A 22,259-nucleotide genomic window follows, 5' to 3' on the forward strand; every position below is an offset into this window, starting at 1 on the left:
TCCAGCGTGATCAAGGCCGGCGGCGACGCCACCCTGAGCGCCGGGCAGAACCTGCAACTGGTCGCCAGCCAGGTCAATGCCGGCAACGAGGCGTACCTGGTATCCGGCAAAAACCTCGAGCTCAAAGCCGCGCAAGACCAGGACTACAGCTTCTACAGCAAGACCAAGAAAACCTCCCAGGGCAAGAAATTCCGCCTGGATGAAACTGACGTCGTGAACAACGTTGGCAGCCTTGTCAGCGCGGGGACGAACAGCACAGTCGTCGCCGGTGCCGACCTGCTGCTGGCTGGGAGTGCCGTCACTGCTGAAAAAGGCGCCACGCAACTGGTGGCCGGCCAGGACGTGAACATCCTCGCCGTCAGTAACGCCGACAGCGCCCGCCACGAACGCAAGGAAAGCAAAAGCAGCTGGGGCGGCCTCAAGTCGAGCAAAGTCCAGGACAAAGTCGACGAAAAACGCACCACCGCCCTGGGCAGCATGGTCTCCGGCGAAACCGTCACCGTCGCGGCCAAACGCGATGCCACGGTCACCGGTTCCAACCTGGTCAGCACCGGCGACCTCGCCGTCCAGGCCGGCCGCGACCTGACCATCGACGCGGCGCAAAACACCTTCGCCCGCATCGACATGCACAAGGAAAAAAATCGCGACCTCACCGGCGTGCTGACCGGCAACAAGCTCGGTCTGGACGACATGACCGGCAACCAGAAGCTGTACATAAACAGCTCGAAGCACAACGGCACGGCCAATGAAATGACCTTGACCGGCAGCACGATTGGTTCGAGCGCGGGCAATGTGTCGTTGACGGCGGGGCGTGAGTTGAAGGTGGTGGCCAGTGATCTGGTGAGCACCAAGAACATGGAGTTGAGTGGGGCTGATGTCACCGTTACTTCGGGGATGGAGACGGCCAGTCAGACCAGTAAGGACAGTTCCAAGAGCTTGGCGGTTGGGCGGGTGATCGCGGGCTCGGTAGTGGACACCGCCACCAGCATGCGCGACGCCGTCAAAGCGGCCCGTAGCGCTGATGACCCACGACTCAAGGCAGTCAAAATCGCCCAGGCAGCCCTCGCCGCTTACAACCTGAATGGCCAGGCTTCGGACGCCAATGCGCAAAGCTCCGGCTTCAAAAACAAAACCGGCGGCACGCCCGGCAACGGTTCGCTGATCAAGATCGGTACTGAACTGGCCAATAACCGCAGCAAGAACAGCAGCGAATTCAACAGTGTCACCGCCAAGCAGAGCACGCTCAACGCAGGGCAAGACTTGTCGATCGTTGCCACGGGCGCAGCGGCGGGTACTCAGGGTGATATCCAGATCACCGGCAGCAGCTTGAAAGCCGCCAACACGTTGTTGTTAGCCAAAAACGATGTGTTGATGCAAAGCGCACAGAACACCACCGACCGCAAAAACGAAGGGTCGAAAAATAAAACCGCCATTGGCGCCAGCTTCAATATTGGCGAGCAAAACGGCTTCACCCTCGACCTCGGAGCGCAGGGTGCCAAGAACAATGGCAACGGTAACTCCGTCACTCAGGTCAATAGCACCCTCGATACAGGCAGCCTGTTGTTACAAAGCGGTGGCGATACCACCCTCAAAGGCGCCCAGGTTCGTGCGGACCGTATCAAGGCAGATATTGGCGGCAACCTCAATATCATCTCCCTCCAGGACACCGAGTCGTCGCGCAGCAAACAGAGCAGCGCAGGCTTCGGCGCCAGTATCTGCGTCCCTCCGTTCTGCTACGGCTCTACCGTAGCGGGCTCGGCGAACCTTGCCGCCGCGAATATGAACAGCGACTACAAGGGCGTGACCGACCAGAGCGGTTTGTATGCGGGCACGGGCGGCTACGACATCAATGTCGGCAAGACCACCACCCTGCAAGGCGCGGTGATTGCCAGTGAGGCGTCAGCTGATAAGAACCGGCTCAGCACGGATCGGCTGATCGTCAGCGATATCAAGAATGTCAGCGAGATCAAAAGTCAGTCTGCTGGTATTTCGGTGTCTTCCAGCAGTACCAGCGGTGCGTCGATGGGCGGCAGCATCCCGATAGCGCTCAAGGAGAAAGACCATAGCTACACCCGTAGCGCGGTCAGCGAAGGCACGATTGTGGTTCGCAATGCCGAAGGTGCCAATGACCTGGTGGGGTTGAATCGCGACACCGCCAACGCCAATCAGAAACTTGACCGGCCTGATGAAAAGGCCATGCAAGAGCGTATTGACCTGATCCAAAGCTCGGCGCAGTTGGCCAGTGGGGTGATCAGTGCGGTAGGCAGGGCGAAGGCCGATGAGGCCAAGAAGCTTGGGCAGGCGGCGAAGGAACAAGCAGACGCAGGCGCGCCTGGTGCTGCTGATACCGCCCGTGCCGCCGATCTGGCTTATTCGGAAGCCAAGCGTTGGCAGTTCGGCGGCGACAAGAAAATGATGGCCGATATCGCGACGGGACTGATCGCCGCGGGCCTTGGTGGCGCGCCCGTCGGTACGACAGTCGGTATCGTCGCCAATACTGCGTCTAGCGAGATCTTCAAGCGAGTGGGTGATTACGCTGAGGCGCAATCCCTGAACCCGAAATCGGACGCGGCCACCCGAGCCGCATGGGCAGAAGGTGGAGCAGCACGCGTCATGTTGCACGCGTTGGCAGGTGCCGCCATGGGGTTGTCCAGCGGCAGCGTGGAAAGTGGCGCGTTGGGGGCCGGTGCTTCCGCCGCCTTGATGCCCTCGATTGCAAAGGCGCTGGAAAACAGCAAATTATCTAAGGTCAGCCAGGAAAACATCACTGCGTTGGTTGCGACCGGGATCGGCGCTGGAGCAGGCGCCGGGAATGGCACCGGCGGCGCTGTTGTCGGGGCCGGGACCGGTTACGGCGTCGAAGTATTCAATCGACAACTTCACCTGACCCAAGAGGTGCCATTACTCAAGAAGAAAGCAGAAGAGTTAGAGAAAATTTGGCGCAAGCCGAAATCGGATGCCTCGTGGGAAGACTTGCTGCGTATGGCAGCAGGATCAAAGGTCGATGTCGTCGAAAACGCCCGTTTAGATGCGCTTGAAAAGAACTGGGGCAATGACCCGACGCGAGATTGGCTGGATCGTGATTTGGCGATTGCCAGAGGTGCGATTCAAGAATTGGCTGAACAGAAGATTCCATTAACGTGGAAAGACGGCACCGCAATTATTGCCAATGGTTCTGCAGTTTATGCGTTCAACTCCACCAAAGAGCAGTTTGTAGACACGAGCCTTTTTAATGGCTTGGGCGACGGCCTTTATGGCGAATTGAGCTCATTTGACAAATGGGTTCAATACGGTCGGGAGCAGGCAGATGCTCATGCGACAGAAATCATTAACGTCTCGACCAACGAAATGGCTTCAAAAGACGCGATGTCGAGGCTGTTGTTATTAGCTAGGAAATCGGCTGAACCGGTCACGGCGGTGGATGAGGCGGCCCTTTCGCTCACAGGTGTAGGCCTGGGAGCGAGGATTTCGGCGGCGATTGCCGCTGCCTTTGCGAAAAGGAAATTGGCGACGGAGGCGTCAGGTGAGCTTTTCGTCCTAGGGGCAAACGGCACAAAAACGACTGGGACGATTGCAGAGGGGGAACGCCTAGTCTACCTATCTAACTCCACCGCGCCGAGAATCAGGGATAGGCTTTCGGCGGCGGTTAGTGATGTTCGGACAGGGTTACCTCGAGAAGGAAACGTCGCATTTGCTGAAGTGGATGTTGGTGCGCTTTCATCAGAGACTATGGTGATGAAAGCTTATAGTCAGTTTGATAATAGGGTCGAGGAGTTTTTGCCGAAGCCTGGTGGTGATCTGAATTCGTGGATATTAAAACCTCAAGTTTCTACGTCTAAATATGTTGGAACGACTGAGGGGTATCTGCGAGACATGGATACAGAATTTAAAATTTTGGAAACTTTAGCTCAGCGTCTAGGTCCGAACTCACAAACTTCTGGGCGTATAAATTTGATTTCAGAGAAAATGGTTTGCCCAAGTTGTACTAATATTGTCAATCAGTTTCGCGAGCGGTATCCTAACATCCAGTTAAATATATTTACTGTGGAGAAGTAGTTATGGCGATCGATTTGGCTGTGGAAGAAATTTATCCGATAGTATCTAGGCTTTATGAAAAGGCTATATCACAGATTCGTCTTCGGCCAGAACAAGCCTTTGCTTATGTTCAAGATGAAGCGGGCTCTCTTTGCACGTCTGCTGATGTAGGTTTATTTGCAGTGTTGCAAACTGCAATATTTAGCGAGGGTATGAAGTATGGGTTAGAGTTATCTAGAGAAAGTCCTTATGCGGAGGATATGTTAGAGGGTTTGGCTAGGGCTTATGAAAAATGCTGCGCCGATGATTTAGCAGACGTGGGGCTAAAAGGGGAGAAACTGGCAGAAATGATCGATTGTATGGCACAGGTTAGGGAGAAATATCTTCTTCCTAGATAAGTTGGTGCAAAAGAACCTGCGAGCGGCTTGCCGTCTGGTGAAGCAAAGTTAGTCGGTAACGGTACACCAGCGGCTAATGATGCGAATTTACAGCAACATCCACATCAGAGGAAATCGGGGGCAGATCACATTTTTATAAAGTCCCCAAATAAGCGGGGCAAATTTCTCTTGGTGGTGTGGCGCACGTAATGGTTTCGGTTGGCAATGAAAAGAAATGAGTCTTGGTGGATCGCCATCTATCTTCCTTGTGCCTGTGCGTTCGGCCTGTTGTTTATGTGTGTGTTCTTTCAGGTTGCCGGGTATTGATTGAGTGGTGGTGAAGACGTTGCCGGGCTTATAAAAGAGTATATGGCGCTCTATCTAGAAATAGCTGGGGCTGGCTTTATTCTAGGTCTCGTTCTTTGGTTTTTTAGTGTTCGTTGATCCGCTAAAAATTGGTGTCATACCGCGATTAGTGCACCAATGTATATTGGTGGTCTGACCCCTATTTCTCGAATTCCCGACTCTGATCCTGCTTTACGCGATGCTTTGCAAGCGGCGTTGGATTCAGGAAAAGCCAAGGTTCAAGGTGTAACAGTCAAAGTCGGTGTTCCCGCCCCCAGTAAAACTGGTGTAGCAGAATTTAAGGTGGAAATATGGACCAAGAAGTAATTCAGTGCGAGCGCTCGGGCGTAAACCCGAAATGGCCCTCCTACAAAAGTGTGCTGGGTCGCATAGCCAAGGGGCCACACGTCTCAGATGAATACGAGTTGAATGGCATCCGTGAATATGTTGAGCGCGGCGATGCATTTGCGAAGCCATCAATGCCTGTACCGAATAGTGACAACGTTACGCGTAGTAGCTCCGAATGGATAGCCGTCACACGAGCCCACAAGGTATTGGCGACCGCACCAGATAATCCGCGATGGCTTCTGGAGTTGGCCCATTGGCTGCGCTATTACCAAGTAGGAATTTGGCAGTTGTTCTTCTGGGCGGGTCAGTTCGACATTATTGCCAAAGCGGCAGGCAATGATCGACGCCGCCAAAACTACAGCATCCAAACCGCCACCAATATGATGGCCGCCATGGCGATCCTAGGCTGGAAGGATGCCGTCATCCATCAGGGCTATCTCACCCATGCGGCTCTCAATCGTGGGCATCAATTAGTGATTGAGTACGAAGAGCAACACCGCCGCGCCCAAGCCTTTATGCTGCGTGTGTTTGCCGATTGGGTGGGCGATGTCTCGCATCAATGGCCTGCTTATGCTTACGACGAACCCATCTACGAAGCCTTGTTGGCCAAGTGGCGCACTCCCAGCCCCGACGACCTGATGCCCTGCCTGTTGGCCGCGTGTGACCGCCACACTTGGCAAACCGGCAAAGAGAGCCAGAAGAGTTCCTACGACTTCAATCAGGACTGGCACTTGGAGCGCGTGCCGGTGGAAATTCTCTATATCCTGCGCCTACGCCAGTGGGAAGGTTTAGCCAATCCGCAGAAGATTGATCATCCGCTGCTGGCCGCGCCCTTTGACCAATTGCCGCCCGAGCAACCAGTGCCTGAGTTGGACGAGTTGATGCAAGGTGTGCTCAAGCGCGCAAGGGAAGACTGGCCACAGTACGATGAAGTGCTGTCTTTGCCAGCATTGAAGGGTTGAACAGGTGCAAAAGGACCTCCGAGCGATTTGCCCTCTGGGACAACGAAAGCCGTGGGTGACGGTGCTCCAGCGGCGAATGGCGCGAGCTTCCAGGATGAAAAGCCGGCAGCGGAAGCACCTAAGCCGACGAGACTTACCACGGTTACGGACGAGATGAAGGCCAATCCTTACCATCCGGATTGGCGGCGGTATGCAGGTAGTGAGCCCCGAGCGGTTGGGGCGGATGTTGTTAGCGGCGTTCCACAGGTGGTAGATCCGAAGTCCTTAATTGGAAGGCAGGGCCGAGATGAAATATCCGAGTCACAGGTGAGGCGAATGACAAAGGACATGAATTGTTTCTGCTGGGCTTGATTGCATTGTTGATCCTGAATTCAATCGGGCTTGATAAATGGCCACTTTACTGTCGTTTTGAATAGTAGATGCAAAAGAAGTAGCCGGAACCAGTAAGAATAATTTGCCTGTTCTTTTTGATGGGAAGTTCGCTACTAAGCAGTTGCTTGGTGCGGCTAAGACACCCAGGGAAATAGGGGGCAGACCACGATTAGTGCACCAATGTATATTGGTGGTCTGACCCCTATTTCTCTTGAGGTAAAAAGCGGGTCGGCTAGTAAGACCAGCTATCAAGAATTTACCGATTACTTTGTTAATGAGTTTGGGGCGCAAGGGAAAGGACGGCTAAATGGACAAGTCATCGAAAGCGCTACAACAGTCTATGTGCCATAAAGGTGGGAAATATGAAGCTCGAAGCCGAAAATAGTCCTGTAGTAGTAGGTGTAAATCAAGCGCAGATTATAAAAACGCTAAAAAAATTAAAAAGCTACGGCCCTAGCTCATTCGCATGTATAACTGATGATGAGGGTAACTATGTGCAAGTGGCTGGAGGCAGATTCACTTGTTTTATTGAAAGATATGACGCTAAAAGTAAAAAACTGTTCAGAGGTTATCATTCAAATTCTAGTACAAACTTTGAAGATGGAAGCTTACTGTCGTTTGGTGCGGGCCGTGTACCATTAAAAAAGGATGAGTGGTTTAATATTGATGATGTAATCGAGGTTTTTTCCTTGTTTAATCAGAATCAGTCTCTACCAGCGACTGTCTACTGGCGTGAGATAAATATTTTGAGTCAAAGCGACGGCTGAATAAGTGAAAAAAAGGGGGCAGACCCTGAGGAGTCCCCACAAATCTACTCTAGCCTCTGAGCTTGCCGGTGTACTTCATCGCGCACCAATAGCTCCATATCCGCCAATCTCGAGCGGGACAATCCGGTGGGGATTCCTCAGGGTCAGGCCCCTCTTTCCTCTGAGTGTCGGAGGATACTAAGCGGTATGACAAATCGTCGCATGTATGTTCCCATCGAGATAATTGGAAATCGCAACAGGAGTGTTTGGTGATGACTGAATGGGCACTGTTACGCGAGCTTAAAAAGGGTGATGCGCTTGCTGTGCCCGAAGCAGGACTTTTACTCATCGATGAGGGAGTGTACAAGATGTCGGTCACTCAGTACTGCTTGGCAGATGCGATTAAAGAGGATGGGCAGGATAAGCTGAAAGTATTGTCATTTTACTGGGCGGCCAGTGACGCAGCATTTCAGCGAGCCTATTACAGAGACGTCGAAAGTGATGATGGGGCTGTTTGCCCTCCGCCCTTTGAGTTGATGCCAGAGGAGGCAGGGGCGACCTATATTGAAATAAAGCGAGCGTTGGAGACTGCCGGTAATATTCGAGAGTATGCCTCTTATCGTGTGATGTCTGATGGCGCTTTTGTTCATAAGAGTTTGGAAGGTCCGTCAGCGGTCTATTATTTTCGCTCATTGGGGTTATTGAATGATGAGGTGCCTTACGCAATTTTGTGGAAGTGTCAGGGAGTTTGATAGAAGTGAGCTTAATTGTTTTCTGTGTTTGAGCTAAAAAGGATCGGGTTCTATGAGTTATTCGGAAAGTCTGTCTGTTTTAGAGGGGCAAATGTGGGTTAAAAGAGCGGCTATTTTTCTTTTGATTCTCGATCAAACTTTAGATAATCTATCGTCAGCTCCCGCTACCTATACTAAATGTAGTGAGGCTATTGAGTTGTGCTGGTCATGGTTAACCGATAGAAGTTTAAGCCCTGAGCAGTTGGCCTACTATTTAGACTCGGATGAAATGCAAAATGGTCCTTTGGGAGAGCATAATTTCATTACGGAAAGCTTAGAGCAAGACAGCTTGATTCTGATACTTCTGGTCATTGGCTTTTTTGCACATCAGGCTTATAAGGTTTCAGGTCGGCAAGAAAGAATGTCCGCCTCAGTCAACGAGGCAGGTGAGCAGGCTGTTGAATACATAGTCGAATATATCTATAAGGTCGGAGCGGGTGGCGTGTTAGACGTTTATCTACCTAAAAAGTGTTAATGTTCAGATGCAAGGAGTGGCGATGAAAGGCGCGTCGAAAGTTGGTGTTCTTATAAGAGAAATAGTGTCCAGTGCGTTGTATGAAGGTGATTATGGAAGCTGCTTAAGTAACCGTGAATTAGTCTTGAGAGGTGTTGAGGTTCTCGACCGCGTAGGTGTGCCGCTCGACTATCTTGAATTCCTTGAACAGTTTGGATTTGGTGAGCTGGATAGCGCACTTTACATCGAGGATGGTCCAACGAAGTATTCAGTTGTCACCGGATGTGATGTAGTTGCTTATCGTAATATGTATGTGTTTGCCAGTACCGGGAGCGGTGTCTTTTATGCATTCGATGCTGCGAATGATTGGTCAATTGTCGAAATTGATCCTGAATTGAGTGATGCGGAAGTCTTATATGAGGATTTTTCCAGCTTCATCCTTAGCCAGTTAACAGCGATTAAAGGTTATGTGGATTGGCGAGCCCAGCAGTAATATGCGCGGCGCCAGCATTTGCATTATTAAGGACGATCAATGAAACCCGCAAAATTCTCCCTCCAGGCCTTCCTGATGGCCTGCCTCATACCCGGCTGGGGCCTGGTGTATGTAGGCCGTACACAGTGGGGTATCCGGGTCGCAGCGTTGTTGCTCGGCGGGGTCGCGCTGATGGGTGCCTTGGGGTTGGTCACTACACCCCTTGGGTTGTATGCATTCTTCGCTTTCGTCATCACGGTCAAACTGACCTCTGCCATCGTGTCCGCCGTGTTGGCCCGTCGCTACAGCGGTCCGCCCAATGTGCCGCGTAAACGCTTCCATGCTCTTTACGTCGGCGTGGTGGTGGTCCTGGTGCTGACGCTGGACGTCTTTCGGGTGCCGTTGTTGGGCTTCAAAAACTATTACATTCCGTCGGGGTCGATGGTCCCGACGTTGTCGATTGGCGACTACATCATGTCGGACCTGCGGGCTGGCGTGCCCAACGTGGGGGATATCGTGGTGTATCGCTGGAATGGCACCGAGGCGGTCAAACGGGTAGCGGGAATCGGTGGTGACACTCTGGCCATCGTCCATGGCGAGGTGATCCGCAACGGTGAGAACCTGGGTTTGTTTCACGCACCGGCTGAGCGCGTCAAAAAGGACTACTCCCTTGAGTTGGCGCCGCTCCAGGTAGCGCCGGGGCATGTGTACCTGTTGGGCGACAACCGGGATGTCAGCAACGACAGCCGCTTCATGGGCCAGGTCGCGCTTGAGGATGTGGTGGGCAAGGTCACCGGCATCTGGTTCTCGAATGAACGAGCGCGTATCGGGACGACGTTTCCATGAGCCTTTCGAGCATCGCTGGCGCAGGTACTCCCGGCCGGCGGGCAGCACAGCAATACCATTGAAAGGCTGGGAGCCGATTTGCGCCCAGTCAAAACACACCAACGCCATGAATCTGGAGCAATACCGCATGGACGCAAACCACTCCGCCAAACGCCCGACGATCCTGGCCAGCATCGGCCGGCGCCTGGCCGCGCGCCTTATCGACTGCGCCATCGCAGTCCTGATCTTTTTCATCATCAAATTCTGCGCCGGTGCATTGTCTGCCTACGTGCCGGCCGTGACGCCCAAGGCTGGTTTTCTCTCGGCGTTTTTTGCAGCCTTCGCCTACTTCCTGCTGGCCGACGCGTTGCCCAACGGCCAGAGCCTGGGCAAGCGTTTGTTGAGCATCGCCGTCGTCGACCGTAAAACTCGCAAAAGCTGCACGGTTTCCCAGGCGTTAACCCGCAATTCCGGAGCGCTGGTGGTGATCGATTGGGTGTGGATATTCATGGAGTCCAGAACGCGCCTGGGCGATATGTTCGCCAAGACCATCGTGGTTCAGACCGGCAACCTGACGAGCGTTCGCAGCCTTGCGGATATTTATGACAACGGTAGGGGATAAATACGTCATGAACGATTCGGTATCGGCCACGCAAACCTGGGACATCGCCAGCCCGTTCAGACGGTTGCTCGGCTATCTGATCGATATGGCCGTGGTGTTTTTCCTGCTGTTTTTGAACCGAAACCTGGACTATGCCTATTTCTATCTGAGCTCTGCAGGAGGCCCGGCATTGTTTGATGGCCTCCACTATGTGCTGCTGTTTTCAGCCTTCGGGTACTACCTGTTTTGCGATGCCTTGCCCAATGGCCAGAGCCTGGGCAAGCGAGTGTGCCGCACGGCGGTGGTGGGTTACCCGTACCCCACGAACTGCACGCTGTTCCAGTCGTTCCTGCGCAATGTTCCGAAGATGGTGTTCAGTGTGCTGGACGGTCTTTTTGTACTGTTCGGCCTGCGTCGTCGCTTGGGCGATATGTTGGCCAAGACGATTGTCATCAATTCCTGAGCAGGGCGGCCTGGACGGGCCGCCCTGTGTAACTCAGGACGGGTTGGCGTTCAGCCTGCGACTGATCGCATCCAACAAATCACAGCCGTCGCGCAGCGGAATCGCCAGCAGATGGGCGAAGTCCTGCAGCACCACGGCATCGCTGCTGAGCTGATTGCGGAAGGCCAGGTTTTCCAGGAGTTGGGTGACGGCTTGGATGCGGTGCACGGCGGCGTCGTGGAGGACGTCGAGGGGGGCTTGGGTGTCGATGAGCAGGGCGGGGACGGTGCAGTCGTGGCCGGTCAGGGGCATGTAACGGTTCATAATTGGCACTCTGTTAAGTGGTTGAGACCACCACTCAATCGTCGCCAAACGAATGGGTGGCAGCTGTACGCAGGTTGGCGAACCGGCAACAGAGTAAACCGGCAGACCCGAAGGTCTCCCGCGCACAGCCGCCATAAAAGGCACGGCTTTGCGGGTGCAAAAACACCTGCATGAAAGCGGATTGCTTTTGCACTCTGTTGTCAGGTCGCCAAACCTGATCGCCATTTGGACGACGGCCGGACTATAAGCCCCTCACCCAAAACCGCGCAAGGCATCAGAGTAGTGGCACAATGCCTCATGCAATGCCACCCACTGCCGACACACTGGCGATGCACAAACGCATCAAAAATCTGAACCGGCCTTCGCCGGCGTTTTCGAAACCGCCCCACCGCTACCCACAAGGAAGAAATACATGATCAAGTTGTTCTGCAAAGCCGCTGTCCTTCTGTCCCTGGCCACGCTGTTTGGCTGTTCTTCGACGCCGTCGGTAGAGAAGATGCAGGCTGACGTGGCGAGCTATGCGCTGCCCAAGGCTGCCGTGGCCGATAAAGGCCTGGTGTATGTCGTACGCCCTAGCAACGTCGGGATGCTGGTACGGTTCAACGTGTTCCTGGATGACAAGGAAGCCGACTCGGAGATGGGTTACAACCGCGGTAACCAGTACATCTATTTTTTCGTGACGCCGGGCAAGCATGTGATCAGCTCCAAGGCTGAAAACTGGGCGGACATGCCAATCGACGTCAAGGCGGGTGAGGTGGTTTACCTCAAGCAGGAAGTCGAAATGGGCTTCGCCGTGGCGCGCAACAGTCTCAAAGTGCTGAGCGATCTGGAAGGCCGTTATCTGGTCAAGGATGCGTCCTTGGGCACCGTGGCAAAAGAAAGCAAGTAACTAAAAACGCTTAAGACGGCCGGGCCCGAGCTCGGCCGTTGTCGCTGTTCATCCGCCCTGCACACTTAGCTTGGCAAGGGGCTGACACGCGATTCTTCAACTCTCGTTGATTGACCACGACATAAGCCGGAGTGGCACCGTATGGACGCAAATCCCCCGCTATGCGCCTGACCTTTCCGGCCCGCAATTATTTAGACCCAAGGAAGCTGTCAATGAAACTGCATCGTCTGTTTATCTCACTCACTGCACTGGCGACCTGCACCAGCAGCTTCGCCGCGGCGCCTGCCCTGCAAAGTTTTCTCGCCTGCGACCAGAATTCCCTGGCGGTGGTAAGCCAGGCAGGGCTCAAGGAGCGTGTTGCCCATAAGCTGGAGAACGGCAAGATCACGCTCAGCGGCGGCACAAAGTCCGATATGGGCCAGCGCTGGATGTTCGACACGCCACTGACGCTTGACGGTATGACCTTGACCGGCTTTTTCGCCGAAGACCAGGACCTGATGGGCTCGCGCATCATCAACTGGGGTTTCTACACCGAGCAGGCGCCCGACGCGCTTTACGCACAGCTGAGTAAAGTACCGGGTACGGCGTTGGAGAAAGCCAACGGTATCTACGCGCGTGCGCAGATCTGGTCGCACAAGCAATCAGCCTGGGTGCCGGAAGGCGGCGATGACAACGCGGGCAAGCTGGTCACCGATACGGCCGAACGCATCTTGATGGTCGAGCCCGCACCCGGTGACCTGGCCAAGACCAGCAATGGCATGATCACCTGCTCGGTTCAGGGCGCGGTGAGCGCAGCGATGCTCAAGACCACTCGACCTGACCTGATCAAGTGAGCTGAGGCTGGCAGCGATACCGCAGGCATGCTGAATGCCTGCGGTGTTCTCCGGTTTTTCGCGAGCAAGCTCGCTCCTGCAGAGGGCGGGGTTACAGCAACTTGCGCTGCACCGCTTCATCCAGCGTACTGCGCGTCAACGCCTCGACCACTTCCCGCGTGTCTGCCTGGAACGGGATGCCCACGATCAGTACCAAGTGCATCCAGGTGCGCACTGATTCGCTCTTTTTGACGCGGCCCAGCTCCTTGCCATCCTTGTCCTTGAACACTGTCTCCAGGGTGAAGGTGTTTTTCGCTGTGCTCGGGATGATGAAGAACGTCGCGCCGGTGATGATCGCCGAGGCCATGCTGAACTGTTCGTTGTTGTGCAGCGTGGCATCGACGTAGATATCCGAGTCGACCTTGTCAGTGCTCACCCGCGAGAAACGGTTGGACTGGCGAAACGAATCGGCCACGGCCTTTTCCCACAGCACCACCGGTGCGCCGACTGCCGCGTTGCCAGGGCCGCCGTTGACGTGGTTCTGCGCGGTGGTGTGCACGTACGCCGTAGGCTTTTGCGCCGGGGCGTTGGCGGTCGGTGGCCAGGGCTGTACAGCGGGCAATTCGTGCTGCGAGTAAGACACGCAGCCGGTCAGCAGGACGGCGGCGAGTACCAGGCTGTGTTTGATCAATCCTTTCATGCATCACTCCTTGGAATTACGGTTTGGCCAGGTTGGCGGTGGCGGTGTCGAGCAGTTGCCCGACCAGTTTGGTCAGTTGTTGGCCGCCCATCGACGGTGCCCAGTATTGGCCGCTGTAAAGCCCGACGTTGTGTTCGAATTTGATCGAATCCTTGGCCTTGGCCAGTTCCTTGCCGTTGCGGTCGACGATCACCACGTCGCCGGCCACCTCGAAGCTGTCCACGTAGATCGGGCCGTTGACCCAGATCCAGATGGTCAGCGTCAGCAGCGCACCGGGTACGTACGCCGGGTGTGGCGCGCGATGGCCCTTGAGGGCGGTCATGTTGAATGTGAGCGTCACGTCCTGCTCGCCCAGGCGCACCGGATACTCGGTGACCTGCTTGAAGTAACCCCCAGTGCGCACGTACTGAGTGATCTGGGCCGTCAGGGAGCTGCTGATGGCGGCCTTGTTGGCCTCGTTGACGTCGGCGGCGCTCACCGTCACATCGGCGATTTGCGCACTGCGCGGGCTGCTGACAGCGACCGGGTGGAGCGGGGCGGCGATGGGGCCGGTGACGGTGTAGGAAACGCAGCCGGTCATCGACAGCGCAGCGATCAGGGCCGTAGCCCGAAGCAGAGTGTTAAGCACGCAATGTCCCTATAAGTGAGCAAGCCAAGTTACTGTTTCGACCCGTATCCCCATAACTTGAGGGAATGTGCGCCACCGCACGGCAACCGACGAAACACCTTGAGAACCGCTCTCAACCCCGTAAAATGCCGCGATTGTTTAAAGCACGATACTTTTCAGGGACGAATCCAGACATGCGCATGTTTGCCGTATTCCTCGTCGCCTGCCTGATGGCGGGCTGCGCCTCCAAGCCGGAGTACTACATCTCGCCGGCACCGGTCACCATTCCCAAGAACGCCACGTACTGGCTCGACACGTTTGATGTTGAGGTGGTGGGCAAGAACGAGCGCTTCCTGCCGGATGACAAGGTTCGCCAGCAACTCGGTGTCGATCTGGTCGACCGCCTGCTCAGCGCCAAGCGTTATGCATCCAGCAAGGAAAAGGCCGATTACCTGTTGGATATCAGCATCGTCTACACGCGCCATATCCCCGACTCCAAAGGCGGTCTCTCGACGTTGATCGTTGATGACAACACCATTCTGGCCGCTGTCGATTTCAGCTATCGGGTCAAGGTCAAGAAGGGCGCTGGCGAGGTCCTGCATTTTGCCAAGACGCGAAACAACCTTGTGCCTGCCGGCGTGATGGGTGAAGCGCAAAAATGGAAAACCATGGGCGGGATCATCACCAACTCCGGTAACTCGAGCGTCGAGCGTTTTTATACCGGCGTGTTGAGCCGCGACATCGTCGATGATCTGCGCGACATCCCGTCTCGCTAACGTTGCCCACTACCGATTTACCACCCCCAGGAGCACCCCGTGAACACACTGTCCAAAATCCTGCTGTCCGGCCTCACCGCCGCAGCGCTGTTGACCGTGGCCGGTTGCGCCACGGAGAGCAACCGCGCCATGCCGGTGGAACAGGTCGCCAGCGCCAACGTCGCTTATTCCGGCGTGCGTGTGCCCATCGCCGTGGGCAAGTTCGACAACCGTTCCAGCTACATGCGCGGCATTTTCTCCGATGGCGTCGACCGCCTCGGTGGCCAGGCCAAGACCATCCTGATTACCCACCTGCAGCAGACCAACCGCTTCAGCGTGCTGGACCGCGACAACATGGGCGAAATCTCCCAGGAAGCCGCGATCAAGGGCACCGCGCAGAAGCTCAAGGGCGCTGACTACGTCGTGACCGGCGACGTGACCGAGTTCGGCCGCAAAGAGACCGGCGACCGCCAGCTGTTCGGCATCCTCGGCCGTGGCAAGACCCAAGTGGCCTACGCCAAGGTCGCACTGAACATCGTCAACATCAGCACCTCCGAAGTGGTCTATTCCACCCAGGGCGCCGGTGAGTATGCGCTGTCCAACCGTGAAGTGGTCGGCTTCGGCGGCACCGCCAGCTACGACTCCACCCTCAATGGCAAGGTCCTCGACCTGGCCATGCGCGAAGCCATCAACCGCCTGGTCGACGGCATCAACGCCGGCGCCTGGAACCCGCGCAACTGATCAGCAACCCCTCAAGGAGCAGTACACGGATGAGCAAGGCAGTGAAGTTGGCGCTGATGCTGACAGCAATCGCGGCGGTCGCCGGGTGCCACACGGCGCCCCAGCCCCTGTATCAATGGGAAAGCTACCAGCCGCAGGTTTACGAGTACTTCAAGGGCGAGCCCAAGGAAGCGCAGGTCGAGGCGTTGGAGCGTGATCTGCAAAAGATCAACGCCAGCGGCCGCAAGGCGCCGCCGGGTTACCACGCGCACCTGGGCATGCTGTACCTGAGCATGGGCAAGGATGACCAGATGGTGCAGGAGTTCCGCACCGAGAAGGCGCTGTTCCCCGAGTCTGCCTCGTACATGGACTTCCTGTTGAAAAACGCCAAGACCGGAGTGGCCACTAAATGAGCTTGTTAAAACTCACCGGTGCCTTGCTGGCCCTGGCCTTGCTCGGCGGTTGCGCAGCCCCCAAGACCATTGACTACACCGCGTACAAACAGGCGCGGCCCAAGTCGATCCTGGTACTGCCGCCGATCAACGAGTCGCCGGAAGTGCAGGCCTCGTACAGCCTGGTCTCGCAAGTGACCTACCCGCTGGCCGAAGCCGGCTACTACGTACTGCCGATTGCCCTGGTGGACGAAACCTTCCGCCAGAACGGCCTGACCACCGCCAACGATATCCAGGGCGTGCCACCGGCCAAGCTGCATGACATCTTCGGCGCGGACGCGGCGCTGTACATCACCGTCAGCGAGTACGGCACCAAGTACATGCTGATCTCCAGCGACACCGCCGTGACGGCCTCGGCCAAACTGGTGGACCTGCGCACCGGCACCACCCTGTGGACCGGTTCGGCGCGGGCGTCCAGTGAAGAAGGCAACAACAACGGCGGCGGACTGGTGGGCATGCTGATCACCGCGGCGGTCAAGCAAGTGATCAACAGCTCCACCGATGCGGCGCACCCGATTGCCGGCATCACCAGTGCACGCCTGCTGTCGCCGGGCCAACGCGCGGGGATCCTGTACGGCCCGCGCAACCCGAAGTACGGCACGGACTGATATCCGGATTCTGAGAACACCACAGACCAACTGTGGTGTTATTTGAATCAGGGTTAACCCGAACATCCCGCACCTTGCGTCTGACCTTGTGAACGGATCATTCATTCACGAGGTTCAGCCCATGTCCCGTCCTCTGCTCTTCCTGCGTCCTGCTGCCCAAGGCTTTGCCGTCACCCTGGTGGTGGCGCTGGCCGGGTGTGGGCTGTCTTCATCCCCTGAGTTGGCCAAACCGGCCGAGCCCGTAGCCGAGCTGCAACGCGCGTCGCCCCAGGGCGCCTTGGTCAAGCGCATGGCAATGCCCGCTCCAATGCGCATGCAGGAATCAGCGGCGATGGACTACCGCAGCGAACCCCGCGAGCAATACGCCAACCTGCCGGACAACCCGGTGCATCGCGTGGCCGAAACGCCGGTGTCCACCTTCAGCGTGGATGTCGACACAGGCAGCTACGCCAACGTCAGACGCTTCCTCAACCAAGGTAGCCTGCCGCCCGAAGGCGCTGTGCGACTGGAGGAAATGGTCAACTACTTCCCCTACAACTACGCCTTGCCCACCGACGGCTCACCGTTTGGCGTGACCACCGAAGTCGCCGCCACACCCTGGAACCCGCGCACGAAACTGCTGCGCATCGGCATCAAGGCGTCTGACCGCGCCGTGGCGGACCTGGCGCCGGCCAACCTGGTGTTCCTGGTGGATGTGTCCGGCTCCATGGACCGCCGCGAAGGCTTGCCGCTGGTGCAAAGCACCCTGAAATTGCTGGTGGATCAGTTGCGTGATCAGGACCGGGTTGCGTTGGTGGTCTACGCCGGTGAGTCCCGCGTAGTGCTCAAGCCCACATCGGGGCGCGACAAGGCCAAGATCCGCAATGCCATCGATCAACTCACCGCCGGCGGTTCCACGGCAGGCGCATCCGGCATCGAACTGGCCTACCAGATGGCCCGCGAAGGCTTTATCGACAAGGGCATCAACCGCATCCTGCTGGCCACCGACGGTGACTTCAATGTGGGCGTCAGCGACTTCGACAGCCTCAAGCAAATGGCCGCCCGCCAGCGTAAAAGCGGCGTGTCCCTGACCACCCTCGGCTTCGGTGTGGATAACTACAACGAACACCTGATGGAACAACTGGCCGATGCCGGCGATGGCAATTACGCCTATATCGACAACCTGCGCGAAGCCCGCAAGGTGCTGGTGGACCAGCTCAGTTCAACCCTGGCGGTGGTCGCGCGGGATGTGAAAGTGCAGGTGGAATTCAACCCGGCACAGGTCAGCGAGTATCGACTGCTGGGCTATGAAAATCGCGCGCTCAAGCGTGAGGATTTCAACAACGACAAAGTCGATGCCGGTGAGATCGGCGCAGGGCATACCGTGACCGCGCTGTATGAAATTGTGCCGAAGGGCCAGAGGGGCTGGTTGGAGCCCTTGCGCTACGCCACTGCGCCTGCGGCCGAAGGTAAATCCGATGAACTGGCGATGCTGCGCGTGCGCTACAAGCCCGCCACGGGCGGTGACAGCCGCTTGATCGAACGGCCCATCCGCCACGAAACCACCCAGGCCAGCGACGACCTGCGCTTCTCGGCGGCGGTGGCCGCCTTCGCCCAACAGCTCAAGGGCGATGGCCGCTACACTGGCAGCATGAGTTTGAAGGACACCGCCGCATTGGCCCGCTCGGCCCGGGGCGATGACCCCTTTGGTCTGCGCAACGAGTTCGTGCAAATGGTGGAACTGGCCCAAAGCCTGAAACCCTGATCTTGAACGCAACAGCGTTAACTTTACAAAAGGAGTTCGCCCCCTGCATGGCTGTTCCAGATGATCCATCCAGCGACGAATCGCTGCTGGCCCGCTACCGAACCGGTGACGCCGCCGCGTTCGAAGCCTTGTACGCGCGGCATCGCCAAGGCCTCTACCGCTTCCTCGTGTCCCTGAGCAACAAGGCCGAACTGGCCGAGGAAATCTACCAGGAGACCTGGCTCAGCCTGATCCGCAGCAACACCCAGCCACAAGGCCGCGCGAGTTTTCGTACATGGCTGTTCCAGATCGCCCGCAACCGCCTGATCGACCACTGGCGCAAGCACGGCATCCACAACCCGCTGCACGACAGCTACGATGAGCAACTGCACGCCCAGGCCGACGACAGCGCCGGCCCCGAGCAACAGCTGAGCCTGAGCCGCGACCAGGCGCGCCTGGACGCCGCCCTGCAAGCCTTGCCCGAAGACCAGCGCGAAGTCTTCCTGCTACGCCTGCACGGCGACCTCGACGTGCCGCAAATCGCCGCCCTCACCGGCGCCCCGCTGGAAACCGTAAAAAGCCGCCTGCGTTACGCCCAGCAGAAACTGCGCCGCCTGCTGGCCGAGGAGATACTCGCATGACCGACTCTCGACACACTCCCGACACCGACGACGTGCTGATCCAGCATTACCGTCAACACAGCACCGGCGAGCCGCCCGCGTCCCTTGACGCCCTCATCCTCAACGCCGCCCGCCGCGAGGCCCCGGCGCCGCAACCGAGCCTGTGGCAACGCTGGCTGCACGCCTGCCAACGCCCGCGCTGGCAAATGGCATTCGCCACCGTGGCCGGCTTGGCGCTGATGATCGGCGTGGTCACGCGCTCGCCAGTGCCACAACCCGAAATCTCCACGGCGACCTTCTCCGCCCTGCACGAGGAAGCCGCCCGCCCGGCGCCGCAAGCGTTGTCCGCACCGGCGTCGATGGCGCGCATCGCCGCCGCGCCCAAGGCTGAACGTGCGCCGGTTCAGGCTGAGATGGCAGGTGCGATGGCAGATGAATCGAGCGCCAGGCTCAGCAAGCGCGCGCCGTCAGCGTTGCCGTCGCTGGAGCAAGAGTTACAGGCGATCGTGCGCTTGCGGGAAGCGGGTGAAAGCAAAGCCGCGGATGAAAAATTGCTGGCGTTGCACGCGCGCTTCCCCGAGGAAGACCTGCCCGCACGGCTGGAGGCGCTGCGCACGCATTGACCACAAAAAAAGAACAGGCCACCGGTAACCTGTGGCTTGCGGGGCAAGCCCGCTCGCCACAGTGCCCTCAAGCCCCGTCTTCAACGCCGCGCATCAAAAACCATGCGCACCGCCAGGCCAGCCAGCACCGTCCCCATCAGCCAGCGCTGCACCCGTTGCCATACCGGCTTGGCCGCCAGGAAGGTCGCGATGGAACCGGCCATGATGGCGATCACCGCATTCACGCTCACACTGATCATGATCTGGGTAAACCCCAGCACGATGGATTGTGTCAGCACGCTGCCGTGGCCAGTGGGGGAGATGAACTGGGGCAGCAATGACAGATACATCACCGCGACTTTCGGATTCAACAGGTTGGTCACAAAGCCCATCATGAACAGCTTGCGTGGGCCGTCCCTGGGCAAATCACGCACATGAAACGCCGAGCGCCCACCGGGCTTGACCGCCTGCCAAGCCAGGTACAACAGATACAGCGCACCGCCGAGCCTGAGCGCGTCATACGCATACGGCACCGCCATCAGCAGCGCGGTAATCCCCAGCGCCGCGCACAGCATATACACGACGAAACCCAGCGCCACACCACCCAGTGAAATCAACCCGGCCAGCGGCCCCTGGCAGATCGACCGCGAAATCAGGTAGATCATGTTCGGGCCGGGCGTCAGCACCATGCCAAGGGAAATCAGACCATACGCCAGCAGGCTCGACAGTTCGGGCATGGGTTCACTCCTGTAGGTAGAGCGCGTCGTTGCGCAGGTTGGATGCGCCTGATGGTAGGGCGGGAGCAGGGCGCGCGTTAGATACAGATCGGCTGACAAAACGTCATACAGGGGGCTTGGGCCGCTTGAGCACCCTTGGTTGGCGCCGGTCCGTCAGTTAAGGGCGAACACCCTACTTGTGGTGAGCGGGCTTGTCGAATCGTCGCACCGCCCGCGCTGGGCTGCGAAGCAGCCCCAATCAGGATCCCTGTGTTCTGTCAGGTAAACCGCAGCGCCTGGTTTTGGTTCTGCTCCGCAGCCCAGCGCGGGCGGTGCGACGATTCGACAAGCCCGCTCACCACAAGTTACGAATAGTCCTCGATCACGTGGGGCGTGGAGGTGCAATCTCGAATGCGTTATCGGGTGAGCCTGCGCAAGCTTATTGTGGTGAGCGGGCTTGCTGTGGTGAGCGGGCTTGCCCCGCGCTGGGGTGCGAAGCGCCCCTGAAGCGCCCCTATTGAAGACGACTGAGGTGGATCAGGCACGCCCCTGGCATCAACGCTTGCAGTGAGACGCAACGTCTCGCGGTCTCGTCGCTACCGTGCGCGATCTGGCATGGCGCGTCTCGTTTGACCTCAATGCCGGCCACCCTTGGGTGTTCATTCGGCGGCTCTAGGAGAGGGGCGTCCAGGCGTTTTTGCACAGCTGGCACCGGCCTTGCTCTGGCCACTGGCAACCCACCCGGCGCGCCAGTGCCAACCGTTTCAAGGAGACTTCGCTATGAGCCTTTCGAGCAACTCGCAACGCAGCATGCGTGCCGCTGTCTGGCACGGTCGTAACGACATCCGCGTCGAAGACGTGCCGCTGCCCGTTTCGCCGCCTGCCGGTTGGGTGCAGATCCGCGTGCAATGGTGCGGCATTTGCGGCTCCGATCTGCATGAGTACGTGGCCGGCCCGGTGTTCATTCCGGTCGACGCCCCGCACCCGCTGACCGGGATCAAGGGCCAGTGCATTCTCGGTCATGAGTTTTGTGGCGAGATCGTCGAACTCGGTGCCGGCGTACAGGGCTTCAGCGTCGGCGAGCCGGTGGCGGCCGATGCCTGTCAGCATTGCGGCACCTGCTACTACTGCACCCACGGGCTGTACAACATTTGCGAGAACCTGGCCTTTACCGGCTTGATGAACAACGGTGCGTTCGCCGAACTGGTCAACGTGCCCGCCAACCTGCTGTACAAGCTACCGGCGAACTTCCCCGCTGAAGCCGGGGCGCTGATCGAGCCTCTGGCCGTCGGCATGCACGCGGTGAAAAAAGCCGGAAGCCTGCTCGGGCAAAACGTCGTGGTGGTCGGCGCCGGCACCATCGGTCTGTGCACCATCATGTGCGCCAAGGCGGCGGGCGCGGCCCAGGTGATCGCGCTGGAAATGTCCGGCGCGCGCAAGACCAAGGCCCGGGAAGTGGGGGCGACCCATGTGCTCGATCCGAATGAATGCGACGCCCTGGCCGAGGTCCGCCGCCTGACCGGCGGGCTCGGCGCGGACGTCAGTTTCGAATGCATCGGCAACAAACACACGGCCAAACTCGCCATCGACCTGATCCGCAAGGCCGGCAAGTGCGTACTGGTGGGCATCTTCGAAGAACCCAGTGAATTCAACTTTTTCGAGTTGGTGGCCACTGAGAAACAGGTACTCGGCGCGCTGGCCTATAACGGTGAGTTCGCCGACGTGATCGCGTTTATCGCGGATGGGCGGCTGGACATCTCGCCACTGGTGACGGGGCGCATTCAGTTGGAGCAGATCGTGGGCCAGGGCTTCGAGGAACTGGTTAAAAACAAGGAACACAATGTGAAGATCATTGTGTCGCCTGCCAGGGTCTGACGCGCACGCTGACCGCCGCAGTCTTTGCCCCGCTCCTGATTCCCCAAGCAAAACAGGGGAGAGGAGCGGAGGCAACACGGCGCTAA

At 57.7% G+C, this 22,259-nt stretch carries 24 protein-coding genes; 20 read left to right on the forward strand and 4 right to left on the reverse strand.

All coding sequences use genetic code 11. From position 1 onward, the window contains the following. From BFQ01_RS17850 to BFQ01_RS17890, 10 genes are all read left to right on the forward strand, one after another. Nucleotides 1-4,056: hemagglutinin repeat-containing protein (locus BFQ01_RS17850; protein ID WP_176718753.1), on the forward strand; the 4,056-nt coding region annotated here is incomplete at its 5' end. Nucleotides 4,057-4,058: 2 nt separating this feature from the next. Beyond that, nucleotides 4,059-4,433 carry a hypothetical protein gene (locus BFQ01_RS17855; RefSeq protein WP_065926295.1) on the forward strand — a complete coding sequence of 125 codons (375 nt, stop codon included), beginning with the start codon at nt 4,059-4,061 and terminating at the stop codon, nt 4,431-4,433. A gap of 959 nt (nt 4,434-5,392) precedes the next feature. Continuing rightward, on the forward strand, nt 5,393-6,067 hold the full coding sequence (locus BFQ01_RS17860) for a hypothetical protein (RefSeq protein WP_065926296.1): 675 nt from the start codon (nt 5,393-5,395) through the stop codon (nt 6,065-6,067). Between the two features lie 734 nt (nt 6,068-6,801). Then, complete coding sequence (locus BFQ01_RS31685; protein WP_074848310.1) at nt 6,802-7,206, forward strand: hypothetical protein; 405 nt, start codon at nt 6,802-6,804, stop codon at nt 7,204-7,206. Between the two features lie 251 nt (nt 7,207-7,457). After that, nucleotides 7,458-7,937, forward strand: coding sequence for a hypothetical protein (locus tag BFQ01_RS17865; RefSeq protein ID WP_065926297.1), 480 nt, complete (start codon nt 7,458-7,460; stop codon nt 7,935-7,937). Nucleotides 7,938-7,989: 52 nt separating this feature from the next. Then, a complete protein-coding gene (locus BFQ01_RS17870; protein WP_065926298.1) occupies nt 7,990-8,451 on the forward strand; it encodes an Imm6 family immunity protein in 462 nt (153 codons plus the stop codon). Nucleotides 8,452-8,473: 22 nt separating this feature from the next. After that, complete coding sequence (locus tag BFQ01_RS17875) at nt 8,474-8,923, forward strand: hypothetical protein (RefSeq protein WP_065926299.1); 450 nt, start codon at nt 8,474-8,476, stop codon at nt 8,921-8,923. Between the two features lie 39 nt (nt 8,924-8,962). Further along, nucleotides 8,963-9,748, forward strand: a complete 786-nt coding sequence (gene lepB / locus BFQ01_RS17880) for a signal peptidase I (RefSeq protein WP_065926300.1) — start codon at nt 8,963-8,965, stop codon at nt 9,746-9,748. 127 nt (nt 9,749-9,875) lie between these two features. Continuing rightward, nucleotides 9,876-10,349, forward strand: a complete 474-nt coding sequence (locus BFQ01_RS17885; RefSeq protein WP_065926301.1) for an RDD family protein — start codon at nt 9,876-9,878, stop codon at nt 10,347-10,349. A 7-nt stretch (nt 10,350-10,356) separates the two neighbouring features. Continuing rightward, a complete protein-coding gene (locus BFQ01_RS17890) occupies nt 10,357-10,791 on the forward strand; it encodes an RDD family protein (protein WP_065926302.1) in 435 nt (144 codons plus the stop codon). A gap of 33 nt (nt 10,792-10,824) precedes the next feature. Here BFQ01_RS17890 and BFQ01_RS17895 read toward each other — a convergent pair whose 3' ends face one another. Then, nucleotides 10,825-11,082, reverse strand: a complete 258-nt coding sequence (locus tag BFQ01_RS17895) for a hypothetical protein (protein ID WP_065926339.1) — start codon at nt 11,080-11,082, stop codon at nt 10,825-10,827. Between the two features lie 508 nt (nt 11,083-11,590). Between BFQ01_RS17895 and BFQ01_RS17900 the strand changes: the two genes are divergently transcribed. Next, nucleotides 11,591-11,983 carry a DUF2846 domain-containing protein gene (locus BFQ01_RS17900; protein WP_174562754.1) on the forward strand — a complete coding sequence of 131 codons (393 nt, stop codon included), beginning with the start codon at nt 11,591-11,593 and terminating at the stop codon, nt 11,981-11,983. Nucleotides 11,984-12,195: 212 nt separating this feature from the next. Further along, nucleotides 12,196-12,816 (forward strand): hypothetical protein, encoded by a 621-nt coding sequence (locus tag BFQ01_RS17905; protein WP_065926304.1) that lies wholly within the window; start codon nt 12,196-12,198, stop codon nt 12,814-12,816. A 91-nt stretch (nt 12,817-12,907) separates the two neighbouring features. Here the strand turns inward: BFQ01_RS17905 and BFQ01_RS17910 are convergent, their stop codons facing one another. Next, entirely contained in the window at nt 12,908-13,495 is a 588-nt protein-coding gene (locus BFQ01_RS17910) for a hypothetical protein (protein WP_065926305.1), read from the reverse strand. Between the two features lie 16 nt (nt 13,496-13,511). After that, nucleotides 13,512-14,123: a hypothetical protein gene (locus BFQ01_RS17915; protein ID WP_083244901.1), complete on the reverse strand. Its 612-nt coding sequence runs from the start codon at nt 14,121-14,123 to the stop codon at nt 13,512-13,514. Between the two features lie 173 nt (nt 14,124-14,296). Between BFQ01_RS17915 and BFQ01_RS17920 the strand changes: the two genes are divergently transcribed. From BFQ01_RS17920 to BFQ01_RS17950, 7 genes are all read left to right on the forward strand, one after another. Continuing rightward, nucleotides 14,297-14,878 carry a hypothetical protein gene (locus tag BFQ01_RS17920; RefSeq protein ID WP_065926307.1) on the forward strand — a complete coding sequence of 194 codons (582 nt, stop codon included), beginning with the start codon at nt 14,297-14,299 and terminating at the stop codon, nt 14,876-14,878. A 39-nt stretch (nt 14,879-14,917) separates the two neighbouring features. Further along, nucleotides 14,918-15,598 carry a CsgG/HfaB family protein gene (locus tag BFQ01_RS17925; RefSeq protein ID WP_027608087.1) on the forward strand — a complete coding sequence of 227 codons (681 nt, stop codon included), beginning with the start codon at nt 14,918-14,920 and terminating at the stop codon, nt 15,596-15,598. Between the two features lie 29 nt (nt 15,599-15,627). Continuing rightward, nucleotides 15,628-15,990: a DUF4810 domain-containing protein gene (locus BFQ01_RS17930; RefSeq protein ID WP_027608086.1), complete on the forward strand. Its 363-nt coding sequence runs from the start codon at nt 15,628-15,630 to the stop codon at nt 15,988-15,990. Beyond that, complete coding sequence (locus BFQ01_RS17935; protein WP_065926308.1) at nt 15,987-16,637, forward strand: DUF799 domain-containing protein; 651 nt, start codon at nt 15,987-15,989, stop codon at nt 16,635-16,637. Before BFQ01_RS17930 ends, BFQ01_RS17935 begins: the two co-directional genes overlap by 4 nt. Nucleotides 16,638-16,758: 121 nt before the next feature. Continuing rightward, a complete protein-coding gene (locus BFQ01_RS17940) occupies nt 16,759-18,381 on the forward strand; it encodes a vWA domain-containing protein (RefSeq protein WP_065926309.1) in 1,623 nt (540 codons plus the stop codon). A gap of 47 nt (nt 18,382-18,428) precedes the next feature. Continuing rightward, a complete protein-coding gene (locus tag BFQ01_RS17945) occupies nt 18,429-19,001 on the forward strand; it encodes an RNA polymerase sigma factor (RefSeq protein ID WP_065926310.1) in 573 nt (190 codons plus the stop codon). Continuing rightward, nucleotides 18,998-19,603, forward strand: coding sequence for a hypothetical protein (locus BFQ01_RS17950; RefSeq protein WP_065926311.1), 606 nt, complete (start codon nt 18,998-19,000; stop codon nt 19,601-19,603). Before BFQ01_RS17945 ends, BFQ01_RS17950 begins: the two co-directional genes overlap by 4 nt. 80 nt (nt 19,604-19,683) lie before the next feature. Here the strand turns inward: BFQ01_RS17950 and BFQ01_RS17955 are convergent, their stop codons facing one another. Beyond that, nucleotides 19,684-20,319 (reverse strand): LysE family translocator, encoded by a 636-nt coding sequence (locus BFQ01_RS17955; RefSeq protein ID WP_065926312.1) that lies wholly within the window; start codon nt 20,317-20,319, stop codon nt 19,684-19,686. Nucleotides 20,320-21,108: 789 nt separating this feature from the next. On the opposite strand from BFQ01_RS17955, the gene BFQ01_RS17960 reads away from it, so the two are divergent. Further along, nucleotides 21,109-22,173 carry a 2,3-butanediol dehydrogenase gene (locus BFQ01_RS17960; protein WP_227451536.1) on the forward strand — a complete coding sequence of 355 codons (1,065 nt, stop codon included), beginning with the start codon at nt 21,109-21,111 and terminating at the stop codon, nt 22,171-22,173. The last annotated feature ends 86 nt before the right edge of the window (nt 22,174-22,259 follow it).

Source organism: Pseudomonas sp. 8 R 14, from assembly GCF_900005955.1.
Lineage (GTDB): Bacteria > Pseudomonadota > Gammaproteobacteria > Pseudomonadales > Pseudomonadaceae > Aquipseudomonas > Aquipseudomonas marginalis.

Excerpts from the sequence above, each read along its gene's own strand:
- BFQ01_RS17910 (WP_065926305.1), bottom strand. The coding sequence starts at position 13,495 with ATGAAAGGATTGATCAAACACAGCCTGGTACTCGCCGCCGTCCTGCTG.
- BFQ01_RS17865 (WP_065926297.1), top strand. The coding sequence starts at position 7,458 with ATGACTGAATGGGCACTGTTACGCGAGCTTAAAAAGGGTGATGCGCTT.
- BFQ01_RS17940 (WP_065926309.1), top strand. The coding sequence starts at position 16,759 with ATGTCCCGTCCTCTGCTCTTCCTGCGTCCTGCTGCCCAAGGCTTTGCC.
- BFQ01_RS17930 (WP_027608086.1), top strand. The coding sequence starts at position 15,628 with ATGAGCAAGGCAGTGAAGTTGGCGCTGATGCTGACAGCAATCGCGGCG.
- BFQ01_RS17885 (WP_065926301.1), top strand. The coding sequence starts at position 9,876 with ATGGACGCAAACCACTCCGCCAAACGCCCGACGATCCTGGCCAGCATC.
- BFQ01_RS17960 (WP_227451536.1), top strand. The coding sequence starts at position 21,109 with ATGCGTGCCGCTGTCTGGCACGGTCGTAACGACATCCGCGTCGAAGAC.
- BFQ01_RS17955 (WP_065926312.1), bottom strand. The coding sequence starts at position 20,319 with ATGCCCGAACTGTCGAGCCTGCTGGCGTATGGTCTGATTTCCCTTGGC.
- BFQ01_RS17900 (WP_174562754.1), top strand. The coding sequence starts at position 11,591 with ATGCAGGCTGACGTGGCGAGCTATGCGCTGCCCAAGGCTGCCGTGGCC.
- BFQ01_RS17950 (WP_065926311.1), top strand. The coding sequence starts at position 18,998 with ATGACCGACTCTCGACACACTCCCGACACCGACGACGTGCTGATCCAG.
- BFQ01_RS17870 (WP_065926298.1), top strand. The coding sequence starts at position 7,990 with ATGAGTTATTCGGAAAGTCTGTCTGTTTTAGAGGGGCAAATGTGGGTT.
- BFQ01_RS17905 (WP_065926304.1), top strand. The coding sequence starts at position 12,196 with ATGAAACTGCATCGTCTGTTTATCTCACTCACTGCACTGGCGACCTGC.
- BFQ01_RS17920 (WP_065926307.1), top strand. The coding sequence starts at position 14,297 with ATGCGCATGTTTGCCGTATTCCTCGTCGCCTGCCTGATGGCGGGCTGC.
- BFQ01_RS17945 (WP_065926310.1), top strand. The coding sequence starts at position 18,429 with ATGGCTGTTCCAGATGATCCATCCAGCGACGAATCGCTGCTGGCCCGC.
- BFQ01_RS17875 (WP_065926299.1), top strand. The coding sequence starts at position 8,474 with ATGAAAGGCGCGTCGAAAGTTGGTGTTCTTATAAGAGAAATAGTGTCC.
- BFQ01_RS17895 (WP_065926339.1), bottom strand. The coding sequence starts at position 11,082 with ATGCCCCTGACCGGCCACGACTGCACCGTCCCCGCCCTGCTCATCGAC.
- lepB (WP_065926300.1), top strand. The coding sequence starts at position 8,963 with ATGAAACCCGCAAAATTCTCCCTCCAGGCCTTCCTGATGGCCTGCCTC.
- BFQ01_RS31685 (WP_074848310.1), top strand. The coding sequence starts at position 6,802 with ATGAAGCTCGAAGCCGAAAATAGTCCTGTAGTAGTAGGTGTAAATCAA.
- BFQ01_RS17855 (WP_065926295.1), top strand. The coding sequence starts at position 4,059 with ATGGCGATCGATTTGGCTGTGGAAGAAATTTATCCGATAGTATCTAGG.
- BFQ01_RS17890 (WP_065926302.1), top strand. The coding sequence starts at position 10,357 with ATGAACGATTCGGTATCGGCCACGCAAACCTGGGACATCGCCAGCCCG.
- BFQ01_RS17935 (WP_065926308.1), top strand. The coding sequence starts at position 15,987 with ATGAGCTTGTTAAAACTCACCGGTGCCTTGCTGGCCCTGGCCTTGCTC.